This is a genomic window from Legionella londiniensis (assembly GCF_001467825.1).
Classification (GTDB): Bacteria; Pseudomonadota; Gammaproteobacteria; order Legionellales; family Legionellaceae; genus Legionella_A; species Legionella_A londiniensis.
Genome location: NZ_LNYK01000033.1, coordinates 24,870 through 43,650 on the forward strand (window position 1 = coordinate 24,870; position 18,781 = coordinate 43,650).

The window sequence follows — 18,781 nt, forward strand, 5'->3', positions numbered from 1 at the left end:
AAGCATACACAATACATTTGACAAACGGGCGAAAAAGGTAAAGAAAGAGTAAAAATATGCCAGATCTCAGTCACGAAGCCTCAGCCAGGTATTGGCATGATTATATGGACCCAATGATTTACCGCGTCATTACTTTTATGGAAAGCGTGGAAGGCTGGACTCTCGATGGCGACCCAAAGTTAGAAGAAGCCATCGCAAGGCTTGGCAAAGAACTTGATGACATTGAAAATATTGATCTTGGAATCTTGGGGCATGAAGATCATTTTATCCGTTTGGTGGGCAATATTAAATCCGGGCGAGGCCTGAGGCTCCTTCAGGCAATTGATACGGCGCACCCTGGCAGCGCATCAAAAGTTCTCATCCACGCTGAAGAGACCAGTGCTTCACCTAATGATCCTGCCGGTTTTTTTCTTAAAAGAAACATCGTATTTGAGCGGTTGCGCCTGCTCTCCCGCGTTTTCTCCGAACAACGCCTGAAATTAGTATCACGTGCTCTTGAAGGGGAGGAATGATGAAGTTATTTTTCCGTATTATTTTGGTGTGTACTTTATGGAGTTTTATTTTTCCTGCTTCATCCCAGATCAAGATATTACCGTCTCTCAGTACAGGTACAGCAGACGCAGAAAATCTCAAAAAACTGGTTGAATATTTAAAAAATCTTGGCCGTTACCTTGGATATGACATCACGCAAGAGGGCAGAGCGCCAAAAGATAATCTGTTATCCCCATCGTTTATCCAGTTGACTCAACTTTATGCTTTTAATACCCTGCTTGGCGCAAAACCGGTTAATGCTTTTTCAGAAGCTTTAGCAAGATTATTCCCCTCAGCAAAAAAAGCTTATGAGAGCCTTAATATTTACGCCAACTATACCTTTAAATCCCCACCCTATAATGCCCAGGCCAGGGATCAGGGGGGAATCACTGTTACGCCATTAATCGATCAGCAAACTTATCAGCCGGATCCAGTCACTCAAGCTATCCTGAATATGCTGTCCACCCCCGATAAAACTTACTGCATGGACTATGAAGGAAAAACCTGGAACGAGAATTGCAAGCTGCTTTATCAAAGTAAAGTCATGGCCAATGTCCTTGGCGGGGAGTTGCCAAAGCCCACAGAATTTTTTTCCTATAAATTTAATGAGCAGGTTCTGCCCCAGTTAAACAGCAATGTTTTACTTGGGCCCTACCTCTATTCCCTGGAATCTATTGGTGGTGATCAAAAAAAAGAAGGCTTGGTTGCTGAAAATCAGGCCCAGGCAGCAGCAAATTTTATCCGTTATGCCGCAAGCATTGTGAACCCTCCTCCCTTGCCTACACTGGAACAATATAACAAACTTTATGATCAGGCAAAAAATGCCGACAATGAAGTATCGCGAAAAAATGCAGAGGCGGCATTAACCAATTATTTAACCTCTTTAAGGGTTTTTGCTGCCCAATCCTCTGTAGGTTTAAGTAATCTCTATTATATGCTGTCAAAAAGAATGCCGCAAAATGTAGGTGGAACTCAAACCAACAACACAAGCCAAGCCCTGAGTGAATTTACCATGGCTACATGGCGCTTAAACAACCCTGAGGAATCAGCTGCTGATAAGCAATGGGTTAACCAGCTCAATCAAGCCTCCCCCGCTACCATCCAGAAAGAAATCGCGATACTTCTTGCAGAAATTAATTATCAACTTTATCTATCGCGCCAGCAAAATGAGCGTTTGCTGTTAACCAATTCCATTCTGCTGCTGCAGAATGCCCGTAATTTACAACCAAGCCTGGGCAGCTTCCAGCCAGTCCAATAGCTATTCATTGGATGGGGTAGACCGTGAAGACAAGTTCAAAACGCTTTGAACCCTTTGGCTAACAAAACCTGTTCCAGTTTTTCTATGACTGCAAAAACAGGTATGAGCTCCATAGTATCCAAACCATGGGCATGAGTGCCCCAGGCATTTTTCGCCTCAGTTGTCTTCAGTATGGCCTGTACAGCCTGGGGATAATAATCTACTGCCAAATCTAGGGAAGTATAAGGTCCTGATACTCTGGAACTGGTTACAGCATGCAAGGCAATAACCGATGTCCCAACAGCTGCTGCCATGTGGGAAGGACCGGTATCAGGGCACAATAACAAATCAGCGTGCCGGATAAGCGCAAGCAATTGCTTGGGCTTTGTTTTACCGATAAGGTTCGTGGCTGATACCGCCTCAAGAATAGCCGATGCAAATTTCTGATCGAGACTTCCAGGCCCCCCGGTTAAGATAACCTGAGCTTGCCAGCGCTTTTGCAAATACTGTATGACCTCTATATACCTCTCAACCGGCCAACTGCGCTCAGCCTTGCTGGCTGCGGGATTGACCAATACCAAAGGCCTTTTTTGATCAGGCAATTGCGCACGTGCCCAATGAACATCAGCATCAGGAATAGGAATATCCCAACTGATTTTCTTTTGCATGACCCCAAGCGCTTCGGCAAATTTTAAGAAACTCTCCAGGGTATGATCCTGACCCGGAGTAATTCTTTCACTTACAAACCAACCATGGCCATCTTTGGCCCTTAAGGGGTCATAACCTATTTTTCGCCTGGCGCGAATCAAGGGATATAACAGGTTAGCGCGAAAACTTGCTTGGGTGGCGAGAAGGACATCAAACTTGCGGCCACGCATTTTTTGGGCGAAGCGCCAATAATCACCAATCCCACGGGGCTTATCAATGACAATAAACTCCACTCCGTCCAATCCTTCAATCATACTGTAGGCAGGCTGGGAGATAATCCAGGTTAATTTTGCAGCAGGGAATGCCGCCTGCAATGTGCGGATTAAAGGAATGAGCATCAGCACATCCCCCAAAGCAGACAGACGAACAATACAGATCGATTTAATCATTTTGCAAAATAAAGCGGGTTCCACAATAAGGGCAAACTTCCACACCTGTGTCTTCGATTGGAAGATAAATTTTAGGATGGGCGTTCCAAAGGGTCATCTCATCGGTAGGACAACTCAAGGGAAGATCGCTTTTGTGCACTATTTGATTTTTTTCAGCGCATGCTGGCTGCTTCTCGGCAACTTGGGTCATTTTCTACTCCTGCAGAATTGGGTTCAAACTAGATATTATCCAGTATTTTTCTGATCAAGACCATTAATTCATCAAACACATGGGGATTTTCAGCTACAAAACGATGTCCATCAGGCCAGTGCCTGAGCCAGGTTAATTGGCGTTTGGCCAATTGCCGGGTAGCAGCAATACCTTTTGCTTGAAAAGTGGAAAAATCGTACTCTCCTTGAAGATAAGAGAAAGCCTGCCGGTACCCTACACAGCGCATGGATGGATGCCTTAAGGTCAGCGGCCACCGGGACAATAACTGCTCTACCTCCTGTAAAAATCCTGTCTGAAGCATATCCTGAAAACGCAAGGCTATTCGTTGATGCAACCAAAGCCTTGCCTCTGGCATTATCATCAAATTGATAAATGAATATGGCAAACCCAGGGGTTCCTTTGTCAGTTCCGAAATAGGGCGCATGGTCAAATGATATACTTCGAGGGCCCGCTGGATACGCTGGCTATCATGAGGGTGGATTTTTGCGGCAGAAACTGGATCGACCTTTTCCAAGTCCTGATGCAAGCGAGGCCACCCATGCATGGCTGCCTGCTCCAGAATTTGAGCCCTCAGCGTTTCATCCGCCTTGGGTAAGGACGATAAACCATACTGCAAGGCACGAAAATACATCATGGTGCCCCCAGCCAACAAGGGGATTTTGCCTTGCTTGAAAATCAGCTCGCAACAGTTTTTCACATCTTCGCAAAAACTGGCTACAGAATAACTTTCCGGGGGATCGATGATGTCTATTAAATGATGCGGGGCATAAGACAATATTTGACTGTCTGGTTTCGCAGTCCCAATATCCATGCCGCGATATATCATTGCCGAATCTACACTCACAATTTCAAAAGGAAAATATTTGAGCAACTTGCATGCCAGCAATGTTTTTCCTGAAGCAGTAGGTCCCATCAAACAAAAAACAGGACTAGCCATACAACAGCCTCCTACACTGTTCATAATCTAAACGCAAACACCAGGAGTGCTTATCCCCTTCTTGTTCAATAATAGCCTTAAAGCTTAATAATAACTCTTTTTGTTCCTCAAGACTTAACAGAAAAGCATCAACTGTTTGACAAAACGGCAAAAAATCCAAGACTTGCGCTTCATTCAAATTTTCAACTTGACACAGTTTGTCAAACAATGCCTCGATATTTAAATTCGGCATGATATTGGGGATACTTCTTATCAAAAGCGCCTCTTCGCTGATTAAGTGAACTTCTATTCCCACTTGTATTAACACTCGCTGCCAAGTGTCCATATCGAAATGATGAAGATTCTTTTTGGCCAGATTGTATCTCACTGGCAATAATAGGGGACGTTTGGACAGCGGCAAAGTTTGTGCTTTAAGCCGGCTTGCGAAAACCTGCTGCTGAAAAGCATTGATATCGATTAAATAAGAAATACCATGCAGAGTTAACAATATAAATGCATGATTCAAGGCACACCAGGATTCAGGGACCTTGCTTTGTTCAAGCTCTGCTGCATATTCGGCAAAGCGTTCATGGACTGCGATATGTGTTTTTTTTGTTTGTTGCAGCGGATAATGGCTGGTTTTTTTAGCTGGTTGCATTAACGCTTTACTTAAGTGCGTTATGATGAAATCGTGCACTAGCCTCGGTTGGCAAAAGCGGACTTCATGTTTTGTGGGGTGCACATTGACATCAACCTCCTCAGGCGGAAGCGTAATATAAAGAAGGCTTGCCGGGAATCGGCCGGGGTGTAATAAGGGCTCATAAACCTGTTTCACAGCATGACTTATGAGTTTATCTTTGACCATGCGTTTATTGATATAAAACCACTGCTTATCATTTTGGCTGCGCTGATAGTTCGCCCCGCTTATAAAGCCCTGCATTTTTAAAAATCCCTGTTCAACCTCCAGGTAAATGGCATTGTCTACAAATTGTTTTCCTAATAATTTTTTAATACGCAACAAAATGGTTTTTTCACAATCGGCTGGCGGTAATTCAAAAACAAGTCTGCCATTATGCTTCAATGAAATAGCTATTTTGGGGTTGCTGAGGGCAAAGCGTTTCACGACAGCTTCCAAAACCAAATATTCCGTTCGTGCGGATTTAAGAAATTTTTTTCTTACTGGCGCATTAAAAAAAAGATCAACAACTTCTACTGTGGTTCCTTGATTTCTGGCGCTTGGCTGTAATTGGATATGTCCGTTTTCCGCGAAGAGCTGCATGCCATATTCTTGTGCTGCTGGCCGGGAACAAATTGAAAGTTTTGCAACTGAGGCGATGCTTGCCAAGGCTTCGCCGCGAAATCCAAGGCTCGTCAAGGCATATAAATCTTCCAGCCTCGCGATTTTACTGGTAGCGTGCGCTGCAATGGCCAAAGGCAAATCATCACCCACAATTCCTGTACCATCATCGCTTACCTTGATGCGTGACAATCCGCCGTAATCCGCTTCTATCTGAATTTTGCGTGCATCGGCATCCATGGCATTCTCAAGGAGTTCCTTAATCACTGAGGCAGGACGCTCAATGACTTCCCCAGCTGCTATTTGATTGGCAATAATGCTTGGAAGTTGCCGAATTCTCATGACCATAGCTTTGGAATAATCAACTTTTGGCCGATGTGAACCTTATCTGAATTCAGCTTGTTTTCAGTTCTAAGTGCTTGAATGGAAACCTGGTAACGTGCTGCAATGGAAGATAAGGACTCTCCCCGCTTAACAACATGCTGCATGCCTTTTGAGCTCGCTGCCAAACGAGTGCCTTGCGGCGGATGTTCGCTGAAATAGAGTTTTATGCCTTCAAATATGGCGCTTGTCAATTTGGTTTGATAGGCAGGATTGGTTAAATTCTGTTCTTCACGAGGGTTTGATATAAACCCTGTCTCAATCAAAATCGATGGGATATCAGGAGATTTTAATACAACAAAGCGAGCCTGTTCTACCTGATTATGATGTAAATCGGTAATCTTATCCAAAGACTGCAATACTTGCGTGCCCATTTCAAGGCTCGCACCAATAGTTGCCGTCTGTGATAAATCGAGCAATACAGTTCTTACCAAACCATTTTGATCATCCAACTCAGCGAGATTAACACCGCCTAATTCTGAATAGTTTTCCTTTTCAGCAAGCCAGCGCGCAGCTTCACTGGTTGCCCCCCCCTGCGATAATGCAAAAACTGAAGCGCCGTTCGAATCACGATTGATAAAAGCGTCAGCATGGATAGAAATAAAAATATCGGCGTTGTATTTCCTGGCGATATTCAACCGTTCCCGCAAACCCACATAATAATCCCCATTTCGGGTTAAAATTGCGCGCATATCAGGATGACGGTCAATCATCTTTTTTAATTTCTGGGCAATCGCTAATACCACATCTTTTTCTTTATGGCGCCTTGGTCCTATGGCGCCTGGATCTTTGCCGCCATGACCCGGGTCAAGTACGATAATCACCTGGCGCAAAGATTTTTCAGGGCTGCGCTTAACCGCAGGCTGGGTTTTACTCTGAGGGCTTTTTTCATTTGCAAGCGGCCTTGCGAGTTGTTTCTTTGAAACGGTAAGACGCAACTGTCGTGCTGTTGACTGTGCCTTAACTGCAGCCGGCGCCTTCAAGTCAAATACTACCCGCAAAGTATCTTTGTCGGGCCTGCCAGTACGAATGTCAGAGATCAAATTTTTTTTGGTCAATGGATTCAACGTGGCGCCAAGAATGGTTTGACTAAAATCAACTACCACGCGCTCCGGCTGCGATAGAGAAAAATAATGATAGCTAAAAGGGCTATCAAGAGTAAAAACTATTGCCACAGTATTTGGTTTTTCTTCATACTGAATGGACAATAGCCTTGCTCCCAAAGCCGGGCCAAAGCAAAGCATCAAGATGAAAAACTGCATCAGCCGAATGATCATGCATCACCTAGTAGACAGTTCAAAATATAATTACCAGCCTCACTATGCGCTTCAACCTGCATTTCTCGCCCAGAACCTTTAAAAAAGAGATGGAACGCCAAATCAATTTTAGGCAGAGAACCGGGCGCATGCTCCGGCCATTCAATGCAGCAAACAGCATTTTCTGAAAAGTAATCGCGAAAACCAATATACTCAAGCTCTGATTGATCATGAATCCGGTATAAATCAAAGTGATGCACTGGGTAGCGATCTGTTTGATAGCTTTCTACCAGAGAAAAGGTCGGACTTTTAATCGCTGAGGTGATGCCCAAGGTACGCAAAAGGGCACGGATAAAAGTAGTCTTTCCGGCACCTATCTCGCCGCTGAAGGTCAGTACTGTCGAAGATGAAAGGCAATAAGCCAGTTTTTCAGCTGTTTTGATGCTCTTGTCTTCTGTTGGTAGAGAAATTATCAAGCTCATATCATTGTATCCAGACTATTAATTCGCAGCCGGATTTAGACAGGTTTGCAATCCGGGATTTGGACTTTAACTCCCCACCTGAACACTTGCCAATCTTGGGCTGCTTTTTTGGCTTAAAACGGCTTGCAACCAGATATGCTGTCGCTACACTGATTAAATAAAGGCCTGTTCTATTAAACCAATCTCTTCTGACTCAAATAAAACTTTGCATGCCGGACTCATCAGGCGGTTCTGAGCTTTTGCCGAAGAAAAGGCATCACTTCACTTGCCAGGAATCCGCGTTCACCGAATGCCAGGGCTGCGTCGTCTGCCGCACTCGCATGCAGCCATGTGCCAAGTTGCGCTGCTTTGCCAAGCTCGACTCCCTGGGCAAGCAATCCGCCAATAATGCCGCTTAATATATCCCCCATGCCAGCCGTAGCCATTCCAGGATTCCCGTCAATACAAAGGCCTGCTGTTTTTTCACCGTTATGGATGATGGTTCCTGTGCCCTTTAATACCACACAGCCCCCATAGCGTTGCTGAATTAACCGGGCAGCCGCGTAGCGGTTATCCATCACGTCCTTGACTGTGCAGGACAATAAGATTGCTGCTTCGCCAGGATGAGGCGTTAAAATCCAGTTATCATCCTCCTGAGGATGCTTAGCCAAAAAATGCAAAGCCGAGGCATCAATCACCAATGGCATAGGCGCGGTCACAGCTGCCGAAAACAGATCCTTTGCCCATCGATTATCGCCTAATCCCGGCCCAAGAATACAAACAGTGGCTTTTTCCAGTAAGGGCAGGACATCATCAGCTGTCTCTACCGGATAAATCATCGCTTCGGGCAGTAACGGCAATGCTCCGCAAACATGCTCAGGTCTTGTCGCGATGGAAATCATGCCCGCCCCGCTTTTTAAAGCAGCAAGCGCCGCAAGATAGGCCGCACCGGGCATCCCGATATTGCCTCCAATCACCAAAACGTGCCCAAACATCCCTTTATGACAATTCTTCGGGCGGGGACTTAAGTTCTGCAACAAGCTTTTATCAAGCGCGAAGGCCGCAGGAATAACATGTGCCAATGATTCTTTTATCTGCAAGTCATGGCAGACAATTTGACCGCAAACATCAGGCCCGGCTGCGGTATACATGCCAAATTTTGGCGCGATAAATGTCACCGTCAATTTGGCTTTGATGCATACGCCAAGCACGCGGCCTGTATCAGCATCAAGCCCTGATGGTAAATCAAGTGAAAAAATCGGAAGGCCGCTTTCGTTCAGCAAGGTAATGATTGATGTGAACGGCTCTCGAACCTCTCCTTCAAGACCCGTGCCTAGCAGGCCATCAATGACAAGCTCAACCCCATTGTCGATGCCATCATCGAAGGTTTGACAAATAACACCCGCAGCAAGGGCTTCAATTGCAGCTTCACGCACAAGTGTTGGCAATTCTTCCAATGTTTTATACTGATGCACAAAAACGGTTAAGCCATATTCCCTGGCAAGGCGTGCAAGAATATAGGCATCACCGGCATTTTTTCCGCCGCCGCAAAATACAGCAATCACTTTAAGCTTCGGAAATTGCTGAATGAGGATGTTAAAGGCAGCCCTGCCTGCCCGCTGCATCAGTATTTCTTCACTGATGTTCAAATCGTTTATGGCGTATTGTTCGCATTGACGAATCTGATCGCGGAAATAAAATGTTTTGTCATTCAGCATGAACTATTCTGCTCTAATTCTATTTCACAAGCTTTAATTCGGGCCTGCTTTTCGCCACCCGCTCTTTTGCGCCGGGGGATGGCGGAGGAGAGGAGTCATCCTCCTCAGGCGCGAACTCCATGCCCTGCCCATTTTCCTTAGCATAAATGGCAAGAACAGCACCGGGTGTAACAAATACCTGGGTAGCCTGACCGGCAAAACGCGTGGTAAATATAATCCGGTCATTATCTAAATGTAACCCCCGGCAGGCCTTGGGCGATATATTCAATACGATCTTCCCATCACTCACATATTCCTCAGGAACCTGTACGCCAGGCGCTTTGGCATTAACGAGTAAATAGGGCGTTAATTGATTATCGACAATCCAATCATATATCGCGCGGATGAGATAGGGTTTATTAGAAGTCATGGAAGTCATTACGCTGCCCTTAGCTGCCTCTCAGCTTCCGTCAAACTGGTTTCAAAAGAGTCGCGCTTAAATAAGCGTTGCATATAGGCATGTAATGCTTTTGACGGCGCAGGAATTTCTATGCCCAGCGAAGGAAGACGCCAGAGTAAAGGAGCCAGTGCGCAATCCAGCAAAGAAAACTCATCGCTTAGGAAAAAGGGTTTATCCGCAAATACCGGCTCAAGATTAACCAGGCTTTCAAGGAGTAATTGGCGTGCTTCATCCGCTTCATGATTGTGCATGATTTGCCGCAACAAACTATACCAGTCCTGCTCTATTCGATACATCATTTTCCGGGCTTCGGCACGTGCCACTGGATAGACAGGCAATAAAGGCGGATGGGGAAACCGCTCATCCAAATACTCCATAATGATGCGCGCTTCATACAATACCAAGTCCCTGTCAATTAAAGTTGGGATGCTCCCATAAGGATTAACTGCTGCCAGGTCGCTTGGGATTTCCCCGGGCTTGATATTCATAATTTCTACATTAACGCCCTTTTCTGCCAATACAATTCTGACTTGATGACTGTAAACATCGTCGTTATCAGAATACAAAGACATAATCGTGCGCTTTGCAATTATAGCCATCAACCGCTCCTCTTCATTCGTTTATAAAATAGCATGCCGCAGTAAAAAGCCATGACGGCAAGTCTTCGGATATGAAAGTTCACTATTTTATCATATTTTCTTCTTTCGTGCTGAACCGGGGCATTCCGTCAATCACTTTTTCTGAAGCAAAAATTCGGAATGCATATTAGACTGAGAGAGAAAAATAGCTCGAATCCAGACCATCCGCTCAATCTAAAACCTGGCACAATAAATTTTCAGCCGTAAATTGTAATGGTTAGACCCTAACTGCTTTGCGCTATCTCACACCACCTTGCGCCAATAAATTTTTTTCAAACCGTAAGCCGGGATCAGCAACAAGCCCAAAAATGCCAAAACAAAAAAACCAATTCGGTATCGGGTCAGCCGGTTAGGTTCTGACGCATATACAAGAAACGTCACTAAATCCTGCAACGTGCTGTCAAATTGTTGCTGGCTCATTGAGCCAGATTCAACGAGGAGCAGGCTTAACTTTGCCTCTGAATTATCACCGGCATCCCTCTCTTTCACAGCGATTACCCTTCCTTGCAGCGGAGCCAAAATATTGGGCATGGAAACATCCGGCACCAAAAGATTATTGGCGCCAAAAGATCTGTTCTTATCAACATAAAAGCTCTTTAGGTAAGTGTATATCCATTCAGGCCCTTTTTCCCTTGCCGATAGTGTTAAATCGGGAGGCAGGCGCCCAAACCATTCCCGGGCATCTTCTTCTGGCATGCTGATTGCAATGGGATCATGGATGGTTGCTGACGTAAAAATCAGATTATTTTTTAACAAATCTTTATCAACTCTTCCGTCAAATGTCGTTAAACCCAAATCTTTTGCCATTGTGCTGTAGCGCAAATATTTCAGGGAATGGCAACCAGAACAGTAATTCATGAATGCTTTAGCACCGCGCTGTAAGGCTGCCTTATCATGCAAATCTGTTTCCACAGGTCTCATGTCTACCTTAACTGTTGCTGCCTCAAGCGCGGTAGCCGCAAGGAGCAAGAATCCCAAGGAAACTGCTACTTTGCATTGATTATTATTGGCCACTGCTTTGATCCCGTGGCTTAATCGGCTTTTGGCAGCTTGACGGGCAGCGGCCAAAACCCTACAAATCTCCTGGCCAAATTGCAGGATGCCAACGGTGAGTGGACTATTACGATTCTTGCTTGAAAACCAGGGCTTACTCATATGTTGATCCTTTCAGGCACAGGGGCGGTAGTTTCATAGCGGCTGTAAAAAGGCATCATCAGAAAGAAAGCAAAATAGATCACTGTACAAATACGCGCGAGATATTGTCTAAAAGGAGTAACATCGACTGTACCAAGGTACCCAAGCACAAAAAAACTGATGGCAAAAGCAACCATTGCTGTTTTGGTTAAAACGCCTTTATATCGTATGGAACGAACAGGGCTTTTATCCAGCCATGGTACTAAAAAAAGAATGAGAATGGCGGCCCCCATGACAATCACACCAAACAACTTATCCGGTATCGCTCTCAACATGGCGTAAAAAGGCGTCATATACCAAACCGGCGCAATGTGCTCTGGGGTGGTTAGCGCATTGGCGGCAGCAAAATTTGCGTGTTCAAGAAAATACCCCCCCATTTCTGGGAAGAAAAAAACAATAGTAAAAAAAAGGAGCAAAAAAACAATAACCCCAAAAAAATCTTTTACCGTGTAGTAAGGATGGAAGGGAATGCCATCAAGCGGCCTGCCTTCATTATCCCTATGTTTTTTGATTTCGATACCTTCAGGGTTATTTGAGCCTACCTTATGCAGGGCAACCAGATGCAGGAATACTAAAAACAACAGCAATAATGGCACTCCTATCACATGGAGAGCAAAAAATCGCTGCAATGTGGGGTTGGAAACGTTATAATCACCCCGCAACCAGGTCGTGATCGCCTCCCCCACCCATGGAATAGCGCCAAAAAGAGAAGTAATGACCTGCGCTCCCCAATAAGACATTTGCCCCCAGGGAAGCAAATAGCCAAAAAAAGCCTCAGCCATTAACAAAATAAATAAGATAACACCCAGTATCCAAACCAGCTCACGCGGCTTTTGATACGAGCCATACAGCAGGCCACGGAACATGTGCAGATAGATGACAATAAAAAAAGCAGACGCCCCGGTTGAGTGCATGTACCGCAGCAGCCATCCATAATTCACATCACGCATGATATATTCAACAGAGCTAAATGCCTCCTCAGCGGTTGGAGTATAAAACATTGTCAGCCAAAGGCCGGTTAGCAACTGATTTAGCAAAACCACAATTGCCAATGAGCCAAAATAGTAATAAAAATTAAAATTTTTTGGCGCATAGTATTCAGCCGCATGCTCCTTCCAGGTCTTAATCAGAGGAAACCGAGCATCAATCCAATTTAGCAATGCCTTCATATTCAATCCCTATAGAGAATCCAATTGTTTTTTAACTCAAACTCAGGATCACTTGCTCAATCGCTTTCTTCCCCAATGACAATGACATGGTCGCTGATAAAACGGTAGGGTGGAACCTGCAAATTAATAGGAGCCGGCACGCCTTTAAAAACTCGGCCGGCCAAATCAAAACTGGAACCATGGCAAGGGCAGTAAAAACCGCCTGGCCAATCAGGACCGAGCTCTGATTCATCGGGCTTGTACTTGGGTACACAGCCTAAATGAGTACAAATACCAATCAAGACCAGGTATTCCGGCTTAATCGAGCGATACTTGTTTTGTGCATACTCCGGCTGTTGTTCGACCAGGGACTCAGGATCGCGCAAACGATCAGCAACTTCATCAAGGGTCTCAAGCATTTGGGGCGTGCGCCGAATGATCCATACTGGCCTGCCGCGCCATTCGACTGTGACTTGTTGACCTGGCTCAAGCTTGCTTAAATCCACTTCTACAGGTGCCCCGGCAGCTCTTGCCTTAGCGCTTGGCATCCAGGAGGCAACAAAAGGCACCAGCGCCCCTAAAGCGCCCACACCGCCCAAAACGCCTGCTGACAGTAATAAAAAGCGCCGGCGTTCTTCGTCTATGGCCTCATCAGACTTGATTGCGGGATGCAATTCGGGGTCAGTATTATCATTCACAGCCACATCATCCTGATTGACAAATGTTAAATCCATTTATATCAAAGAAAGAGGCATTTGAAAATGACCGCGCAAACGACTGCCATTTTCCAAGCAAAGTTGCTCGCCGGAATATTAACATAGCGGAAAAACGAGGGGTGAGAAACATCGGCGCGAAGCCTGAATCGAAAAGATAAAATCGATATCCATAAAAAAAACCCCGCAGAGGCGGGGTATAAAAAACTTAGCGTTTGGAGTACTGGGTAGCACGTCTTGCTTTATGCAAGCCCACTTTTTTCCGCTCCACGCGACGAGAATCACGGGTTAGCAACCCGCGGGCGCGTAACTTTCTGCGAAAGGAGTTGGCATCTGGTTCGGCATCTTCAGGCAGATCCTGCTCATCATAAGCCACTAAAGCGCGTGCGATTCCCAACTGGATTGCACCAGCTTGTCCTGTAATCCCGCCGCCGGTTACCGTAGCATAAATATCAAATTTATCAAGCGCATCTACTGTTTCCAGAGGTTGCCTTATCACCATGCAAGAGGTTTCTCGGCCAAAATACTCTTCCAAATTGCGGTTGTTTACTTTAATCTCACCTTTGCCGGGGCGCAAAAATACACGAGCAGATGAGCTTTTGCGGCGACCGGTGCCATAGTATTGCTGTAAATCAGCCATAATACTTATTCCTCAATATCAAGTTTCTTAGGTTGCTGCGCAGCATGGGGATGTTCAGTACCGGCATAAACTTTAAGCTTGCGGTACATTTCCCGACCAAGGGGGTTTTTAGGCAACATTCCTTTCACAGCACGCTCAATAATAAGTACAGGATTTTTTTCCTGCAATTTATCAAAAGAGATCGACTTAATACCGCCAGGGTATCCAGAGTGATGATAATACATTTTTTCTTTGTATTTTCGACCTGTAACGGTGATCTTCTCTGCATTAGTCACAATAACATAATCACCCGTATCCACGTGCGGGGTATATTCAGCTTTGTGTTTTCCACGCAAGCGACGGGCTACTTCTGTTGCAAGGCGACCCAATGTCTTGTCGGTGGCATCGACCACGTACCACTCACGCTTGACTTCATGTGGCTTGGCACTATATGTATTCATTAAACTAACTCCGTACCGCCTTAAATTGGTAATCTTTCAATCTTGGACGGGCGATTTTAACTAAAAGTGAATAAACCTACAAGTATAAATTAAAAATAATTGCCCAAAGCTCTGCACCAGCAGGAAAAATCATGCCTAGATCTATACTATATGTTATTCCCGTCGGGGTTGGCAAAAAAATATAATCAACTCATTGCATCGCAGCAATCTGTTCTTTACCCAAAACAGCATGCTTTTGACCCAAATTGAGCCAGATTTTCATTAGGGTACTGGTTGATGGCTTATACCAAGTCTGGCGTGGGTATAAGCAAATGCTCTACAATTTTCCCTTTGGACAAATATTCAGTAACAATTTCATCCAAATCGCTAAAAGAAGTATAAGTATACCAAACACCGTCAGGATAAATCACAATGCAGGGCCCTTGACTGCAACGCCCAAGGCAGCCTGATTTGCTGACGCGAATTTTTCCTGGCCCCTGCAACCCAAGCTCAGCCAGTTTACCTTTCATGTATTCCACAAAAGGCTCGCCTCCAGCATTTGCACAACATTTTTTACCTGGGGATTTTTGATTGGTGCACATGAAAATATGCTTGGCATAGTATGGCAATTTTTTGGCCTCTAGTCGTTTAGACGGTGCGTAAAATGCAATGATAGCACCACCTCAAATTAACCTGTCATGTTTATGGGTTAAGCTACCCTTTCGATTCAATTTTTGTTTTGAGCTTCAACCCAGGTTTAAAAGTAACCACCCGCCTTGCTTCAACAGGCACTTCCTCCCCTGTTTTGGGATTTCTTCCTGGCCGCTGTGGTTTATCACGCAGGATAAAATTACCAAAACCTGACAGTTTCACGTGCTCTCCCTCCGCAAGGGTAGTGCGAATTTCTTCAAAGAATTGCTCAACTACTTCCCTGGCATCAGGTTTGGTTAACCCAACTTCATTGCATAATGCATCTGCTAATATGGCTTTGCTTAAGGCATTCACAGTTAGTCCCTCAATGTAATGGCAAATTCCTCTTTCAGTTTATTTATTATAGCATCGATTATCGCGTTGATCTCGGCATCAACCAAAGTTCGGCGCTCGTCTTGTAAAGTCAAAGCGATCGCCATACTTTTTTTACCCGCAGGAATATTTGGCCCCTTATACAGATCAAACACGTCAAAACTCTTTAACAAGGGCTGAGGAATAACGCGCCTCACAACACCCTCAATATCTCTTGCGACAATCTCTTCTTTTACCAGAAAAGATAAATCCCGCCTAATCCTTGGATATTTTGATATGGGGGTATATCGAATTTCAGGTTTTTCAAGCAGATATTGCAAATCCAACTCAAATAAAACCACTTCCTGAGTTAATTCAAGCGCATCGAGCAAACGGGGATGTAATACACCAAGCCATCCTGCGGGCTCTCCTCCAATGAGGATGCGGGCACACTTTCCAGGATGAAGAGCAGGATGATTTGCAGCGGTAAATTCGACATTTTGTATCTGAAAAGCAGTAAAGAGCGCTTGTAAATCTCCTTTCATATCATAAAAATCAAACTGGCGTGTTGCTTCACTCCAATTTAAAGCGCCATGCTCGCCAGCCAATAGTCCCGCAATCGATGCACGCTCATGAACTTGTTGCCCTTGTTTGCTGAAAGTTACCCCGCATTCAAAAAACCGGATTTCTGTGTGTTGGCGATGAAAATTATAGATCATAGCCGCAAGCAACCCAGGCCACATGCCAACCCTCATCACAGATAATTCTTGCGAAATAGGATTGAGCAAGGTTAATTCATCTGCTTGCGGATACAAGGCCGTTTGCAGCTGGGGGTCAACAAAACCATAACTTATGATTTCCCTGTAGCCGCGGCTGGAGAAAAAGGCGCCTGCCTGCTTTGCGATCAATTCATGGGCATTGATGCTGCCTGCTTTGATCCGGCCTTTGATAGAATCAGCAGCTATATTGTCATAGCCGTAAAGACGGATAATTTCCTCAACCAAGTCAACCTCGTACTGCAGGTCGAATCGGAAACTCGGAACGGCAACTTCCCAGCACGCATCTTGTTGAACAACCAACATGCCAAGCCGCTCAAGTATTGACAACATCTCACCGTCGTCAATATCAAGGCCGCTTAATTTTCTGACTTTTAAAGGATTAAAGGAAATGGTTTTGGGCTTGGGCAAGTACTCAGGATAACAAGCCTTGACAACAGGCCCAATGGATCCACCGGCGATGTTTTGAATGAGCTCACTGACTCTTTCCAGTGCCCGAAGCTGCAAGCCAGGGTCAACGCCCCGTTCAAAGCGCTGTGAGGAATCAGTGCATAAGCCGTATCTTCGCGCAACGCCTGCCACCATCATCGGGTTAAAAAACGCGCTTTCAATAAAAATATTCCGCGTATTTGCCTGTACTGCGCTTTCCTCGCCGCCCATCACCCCTGCTATGGCCAATGGCTTTTGTTCATCGGCTATGACAAGCGTCTTCTCCTGCAATGTTATCTCTTCACCATTGAGTAACAGCAATGTCTCGCAAGGCTTGCTATGACGCACTTGTATCGCACCGGCCAAAGCATGGGTATCAAATGCATGCATTGGCTGGCCCAATTCCAGCATGACATAATTGACCGCATCAACCACCGGATGCAAACAGCGGATCCCACTGCGGCGCAGACGCTCTTTCATCCAGAAGGGAGTTTCAGCGTTCGGGTTTATATCCTGTATGATTCGACCAAAATACTGGGGGCAACCCTCTTTGGCCTCAATATTAATCGGCAAAGACTCATCAATCTCTGGCTGTAAGGAAGGTATGCCGGGTACGCAAAAAGGCATTTTGTTCCGGGCAGCAATCTCCCGAGCAATCCCCGCTATACTGAAACAATCAGCGCGATTGGGTGTTAAGGCGATATCCAGCACTGAATCATTTAAAGCCAGATATTCTCTTAAATCCTTGCCGACAGGCGCATCATCGGCCAGCTCCAGAATCCCTTCTGAGCTTTCTTCAAGTCCCAGTTCTGCAGCAGAGCACAGCATGCCCTGGGATAATTCGCCGCGCAGTTTTGTTTCTTTAATGGTCAGGCCGTTGGGCAATGCCGCGCCTGGCAGCGCCAGAGCAACCTTGAGGCCGGAACGCACATTGGCCGCCCCACAGACAACTTGATAGCATGTATTTTTTGCTGCCTTAACTTCACATACAGTTAATTTATCCGCTTGCGGGTGCGCGCTGGTTTTCACGACTTCTGCCACAACGACACCAATAAACTCACCAGCTACCGGATTACGCGCATCAACTTCAAGCCCTATCATGGTCAACTGAGAAGCAAGCTCTTCTCCGCTGACAGATGGATTAACCCACTCACGTAACCATGCTTCACTTACTTTCATTCCAGGTTCCTTACAAAACTAGCGCTGCCATCTATACTTAAAACTGGTTCAAAAATGCAATCTCATTTTCAAACATCATGCGTAAATCATCGATGCCAAAATAAAGCATTGCCAATCGGTCGATTCCCATGCCAAAAGCCCAGCCCTGATACTCGTTTGGAGAGATATTGACAGCTTGCAGCACGTTTGGGTGCACCATACCGCAACCTAATACCTCAAGCCACCCTGTAAATTTGCAGGAACGGCATCCCTTGCCGCTACAATGCGTGCATTCTATGTCGACTTCGGCCGACGGTTCCGTGAAGGGAAAATAAGATGGCCGAAATCTAACTGCCAATTTTTGACCAAAAAAACTGCTGAAAAAGTCCTGTAATAAGCCTTTGAGCTCCGCAAGGGTTGCTGTCTTATCGATGAGCAACCCCTCTACCTGATGGAACATCGGTGTATGGGTTAAATCGGAATCACAACGATAAACCCGTCCCGGGGCAATCAATCTGAATGGGGGGTTACGTTGTTCCATAGCGCGAATTTGCACCGGTGAAGTATGGGTGCGCAACAATAAACCGCCGCCAAAATAAAAAGTATCATGCATTGCCCTGGCTGGATGATGCTCAGGAATATTTAAAGCCTCAAAATTATAAAACTCTGTTTCAACTTCAGGACCTAATACAATATCAAAACCAAGACGGCTAAAATAATCATTGATAAACTGCTTGACCTGAGTTACAGGATGGCTCGAGCCAACTCCTTTGCTTCGCCCAGGCAAGGAAACATCGATTTGCTCGGCTTTAAGCTTTTCCTGCAGATGCTCCTCCTTGAGTTTTAGCATCCTATCTTCTAAAAGCTCAATAATTTCACGCTTTATTTGATTGACTAATTGTCCAATTTTGGGTTTTTCAGCAGCAGGAAGCGCAGAAAGCGTTTTTAAAACTTCCGTAAGCTTGCCTTTCTTGCCTAAAAATTCAACGCGAATTGATTCAAGTTGGCTCAAATCCTTCGCGGTTTCTATAGCAGAAATAGCTTGATGTTGTATCGCAGTTATATCTTGCATGATTCGCCTGTAGTCAATTTTGTTCACTCAAGTGGGACCAAAGCAGCG

The 18,781-nt window shown here is 45.3% G+C and carries 20 protein-coding genes; 2 read left to right on the top strand and 18 right to left on the bottom strand.

What is annotated here, in order from left to right:
* Positions 1-56 precede the first annotated feature (56 nt).
* Both icmW and icmX read left to right on the top strand, forming a co-directional pair.
* Positions 57-512 carry a type IVB secretion system protein IcmW gene (gene icmW / locus Llon_RS09480; RefSeq protein ID WP_058529824.1) on the top strand — a complete coding sequence of 152 codons (456 nt, stop codon included), beginning with the start codon at positions 57-59 and terminating at the stop codon, positions 510-512.
* Entirely contained in the window at positions 512-1,789 is a 1,278-nt protein-coding gene (gene icmX / locus Llon_RS09485) for a type IVB secretion system protein IcmX (RefSeq protein ID WP_058529825.1), read from the top strand. The genes icmW and icmX overlap by 1 nt, the downstream gene beginning before the upstream one ends.
* Positions 1,790-1,824: 35 nt before the next feature.
* On the opposite strand, the gene Llon_RS09490 is transcribed toward icmX, so the two are convergent.
* The 18 genes from Llon_RS09490 to pheS form a co-directional block, all read right to left on the bottom strand.
* On the bottom strand, positions 1,825-2,865 hold the full coding sequence (locus Llon_RS09490; RefSeq protein ID WP_058529826.1) for a glycosyltransferase family 9 protein: 1,041 nt from the start codon (positions 2,863-2,865) through the stop codon (positions 1,825-1,827).
* Complete coding sequence (locus tag Llon_RS09495) at positions 2,858-3,055, bottom strand: zinc-finger domain-containing protein (protein WP_058529827.1); 198 nt, start codon at positions 3,053-3,055, stop codon at positions 2,858-2,860. Before Llon_RS09495 ends, Llon_RS09490 begins: the two co-directional genes overlap by 8 nt.
* A 28-nt stretch (positions 3,056-3,083) precedes the next feature.
* The gene (gene miaA / locus Llon_RS09500; protein WP_058529828.1) at positions 3,084-4,013 is read right to left on the bottom strand and encodes a tRNA (adenosine(37)-N6)-dimethylallyltransferase MiaA; all 930 of its coding nucleotides are present in this window, start codon (positions 4,011-4,013) and stop codon (positions 3,084-3,086) included.
* On the bottom strand, positions 4,006-5,631 hold the full coding sequence (mutL, locus tag Llon_RS09505; protein WP_237758308.1) for a DNA mismatch repair endonuclease MutL: 1,626 nt from the start codon (positions 5,629-5,631) through the stop codon (positions 4,006-4,008). The genes miaA and mutL overlap by 8 nt, the downstream gene beginning before the upstream one ends.
* Positions 5,628-6,947, bottom strand: a complete 1,320-nt coding sequence (locus tag Llon_RS09510; RefSeq protein WP_058529830.1) for an N-acetylmuramoyl-L-alanine amidase — start codon at positions 6,945-6,947, stop codon at positions 5,628-5,630. The genes mutL and Llon_RS09510 overlap by 4 nt, the downstream gene beginning before the upstream one ends.
* The gene (gene tsaE / locus Llon_RS09515) at positions 6,944-7,408 is read right to left on the bottom strand and encodes a tRNA (adenosine(37)-N6)-threonylcarbamoyltransferase complex ATPase subunit type 1 TsaE (protein ID WP_058529831.1); all 465 of its coding nucleotides are present in this window, start codon (positions 7,406-7,408) and stop codon (positions 6,944-6,946) included. Before tsaE ends, Llon_RS09510 begins: the two co-directional genes overlap by 4 nt.
* A 221-nt stretch (positions 7,409-7,629) precedes the next feature.
* On the bottom strand, positions 7,630-9,105 hold the full coding sequence (locus Llon_RS09520; protein ID WP_058529832.1) for a bifunctional ADP-dependent NAD(P)H-hydrate dehydratase/NAD(P)H-hydrate epimerase: 1,476 nt from the start codon (positions 9,103-9,105) through the stop codon (positions 7,630-7,632).
* 19 nt (positions 9,106-9,124) lie between these two features.
* A complete protein-coding gene (locus Llon_RS09525; protein WP_058530071.1) occupies positions 9,125-9,514 on the bottom strand; it encodes a ClpXP protease specificity-enhancing factor in 390 nt (129 codons plus the stop codon).
* An 8-nt stretch (positions 9,515-9,522) separates the two neighbouring features.
* Positions 9,523-10,143 carry a stringent starvation protein SspA gene (gene sspA / locus Llon_RS09530; protein ID WP_058529833.1) on the bottom strand — a complete coding sequence of 207 codons (621 nt, stop codon included), beginning with the start codon at positions 10,141-10,143 and terminating at the stop codon, positions 9,523-9,525.
* 282 nt (positions 10,144-10,425) lie between these two features.
* Entirely contained in the window at positions 10,426-11,337 is a 912-nt protein-coding gene (locus Llon_RS09535) for a cytochrome c1 (RefSeq protein WP_337589093.1), read from the bottom strand.
* Positions 11,334-12,545, bottom strand: a complete 1,212-nt coding sequence (locus Llon_RS09540; protein WP_058529834.1) for a cytochrome b — start codon at positions 12,543-12,545, stop codon at positions 11,334-11,336. Before Llon_RS09540 ends, Llon_RS09535 begins: the two co-directional genes overlap by 4 nt.
* 56 nt (positions 12,546-12,601) lie before the next feature.
* Positions 12,602-13,258: a ubiquinol-cytochrome c reductase iron-sulfur subunit gene (petA, locus tag Llon_RS09545; protein ID WP_058529835.1), complete on the bottom strand. Its 657-nt coding sequence runs from the start codon at positions 13,256-13,258 to the stop codon at positions 12,602-12,604.
* A gap of 187 nt (positions 13,259-13,445) precedes the next feature.
* A complete protein-coding gene (rpsI, locus tag Llon_RS09550; RefSeq protein WP_058529836.1) occupies positions 13,446-13,877 on the bottom strand; it encodes a 30S ribosomal protein S9 in 432 nt (143 codons plus the stop codon).
* A gap of 5 nt (positions 13,878-13,882) precedes the next feature.
* On the bottom strand, positions 13,883-14,317 hold the full coding sequence (gene rplM, locus Llon_RS09555; RefSeq protein WP_058529837.1) for a 50S ribosomal protein L13: 435 nt from the start codon (positions 14,315-14,317) through the stop codon (positions 13,883-13,885).
* 281 nt (positions 14,318-14,598) lie between these two features.
* Positions 14,599-14,898: a (2Fe-2S) ferredoxin domain-containing protein gene (locus Llon_RS09560; RefSeq protein ID WP_174221657.1), complete on the bottom strand. Its 300-nt coding sequence runs from the start codon at positions 14,896-14,898 to the stop codon at positions 14,599-14,601.
* 112 nt (positions 14,899-15,010) lie between these two features.
* Entirely contained in the window at positions 15,011-15,301 is a 291-nt protein-coding gene (locus Llon_RS09565; RefSeq protein WP_058529839.1) for an integration host factor subunit alpha, read from the bottom strand.
* Positions 15,302-15,303: 2 nt separating this feature from the next.
* Complete coding sequence (gene pheT / locus Llon_RS09570) at positions 15,304-17,682, bottom strand: phenylalanine--tRNA ligase subunit beta (RefSeq protein WP_058529840.1); 2,379 nt, start codon at positions 17,680-17,682, stop codon at positions 15,304-15,306.
* A 37-nt stretch (positions 17,683-17,719) separates the two neighbouring features.
* Positions 17,720-18,733: a phenylalanine--tRNA ligase subunit alpha gene (gene pheS, locus Llon_RS09575; RefSeq protein WP_058529841.1), complete on the bottom strand. Its 1,014-nt coding sequence runs from the start codon at positions 18,731-18,733 to the stop codon at positions 17,720-17,722.
* Between the last annotated feature and the right edge of the window lie 48 nt (positions 18,734-18,781).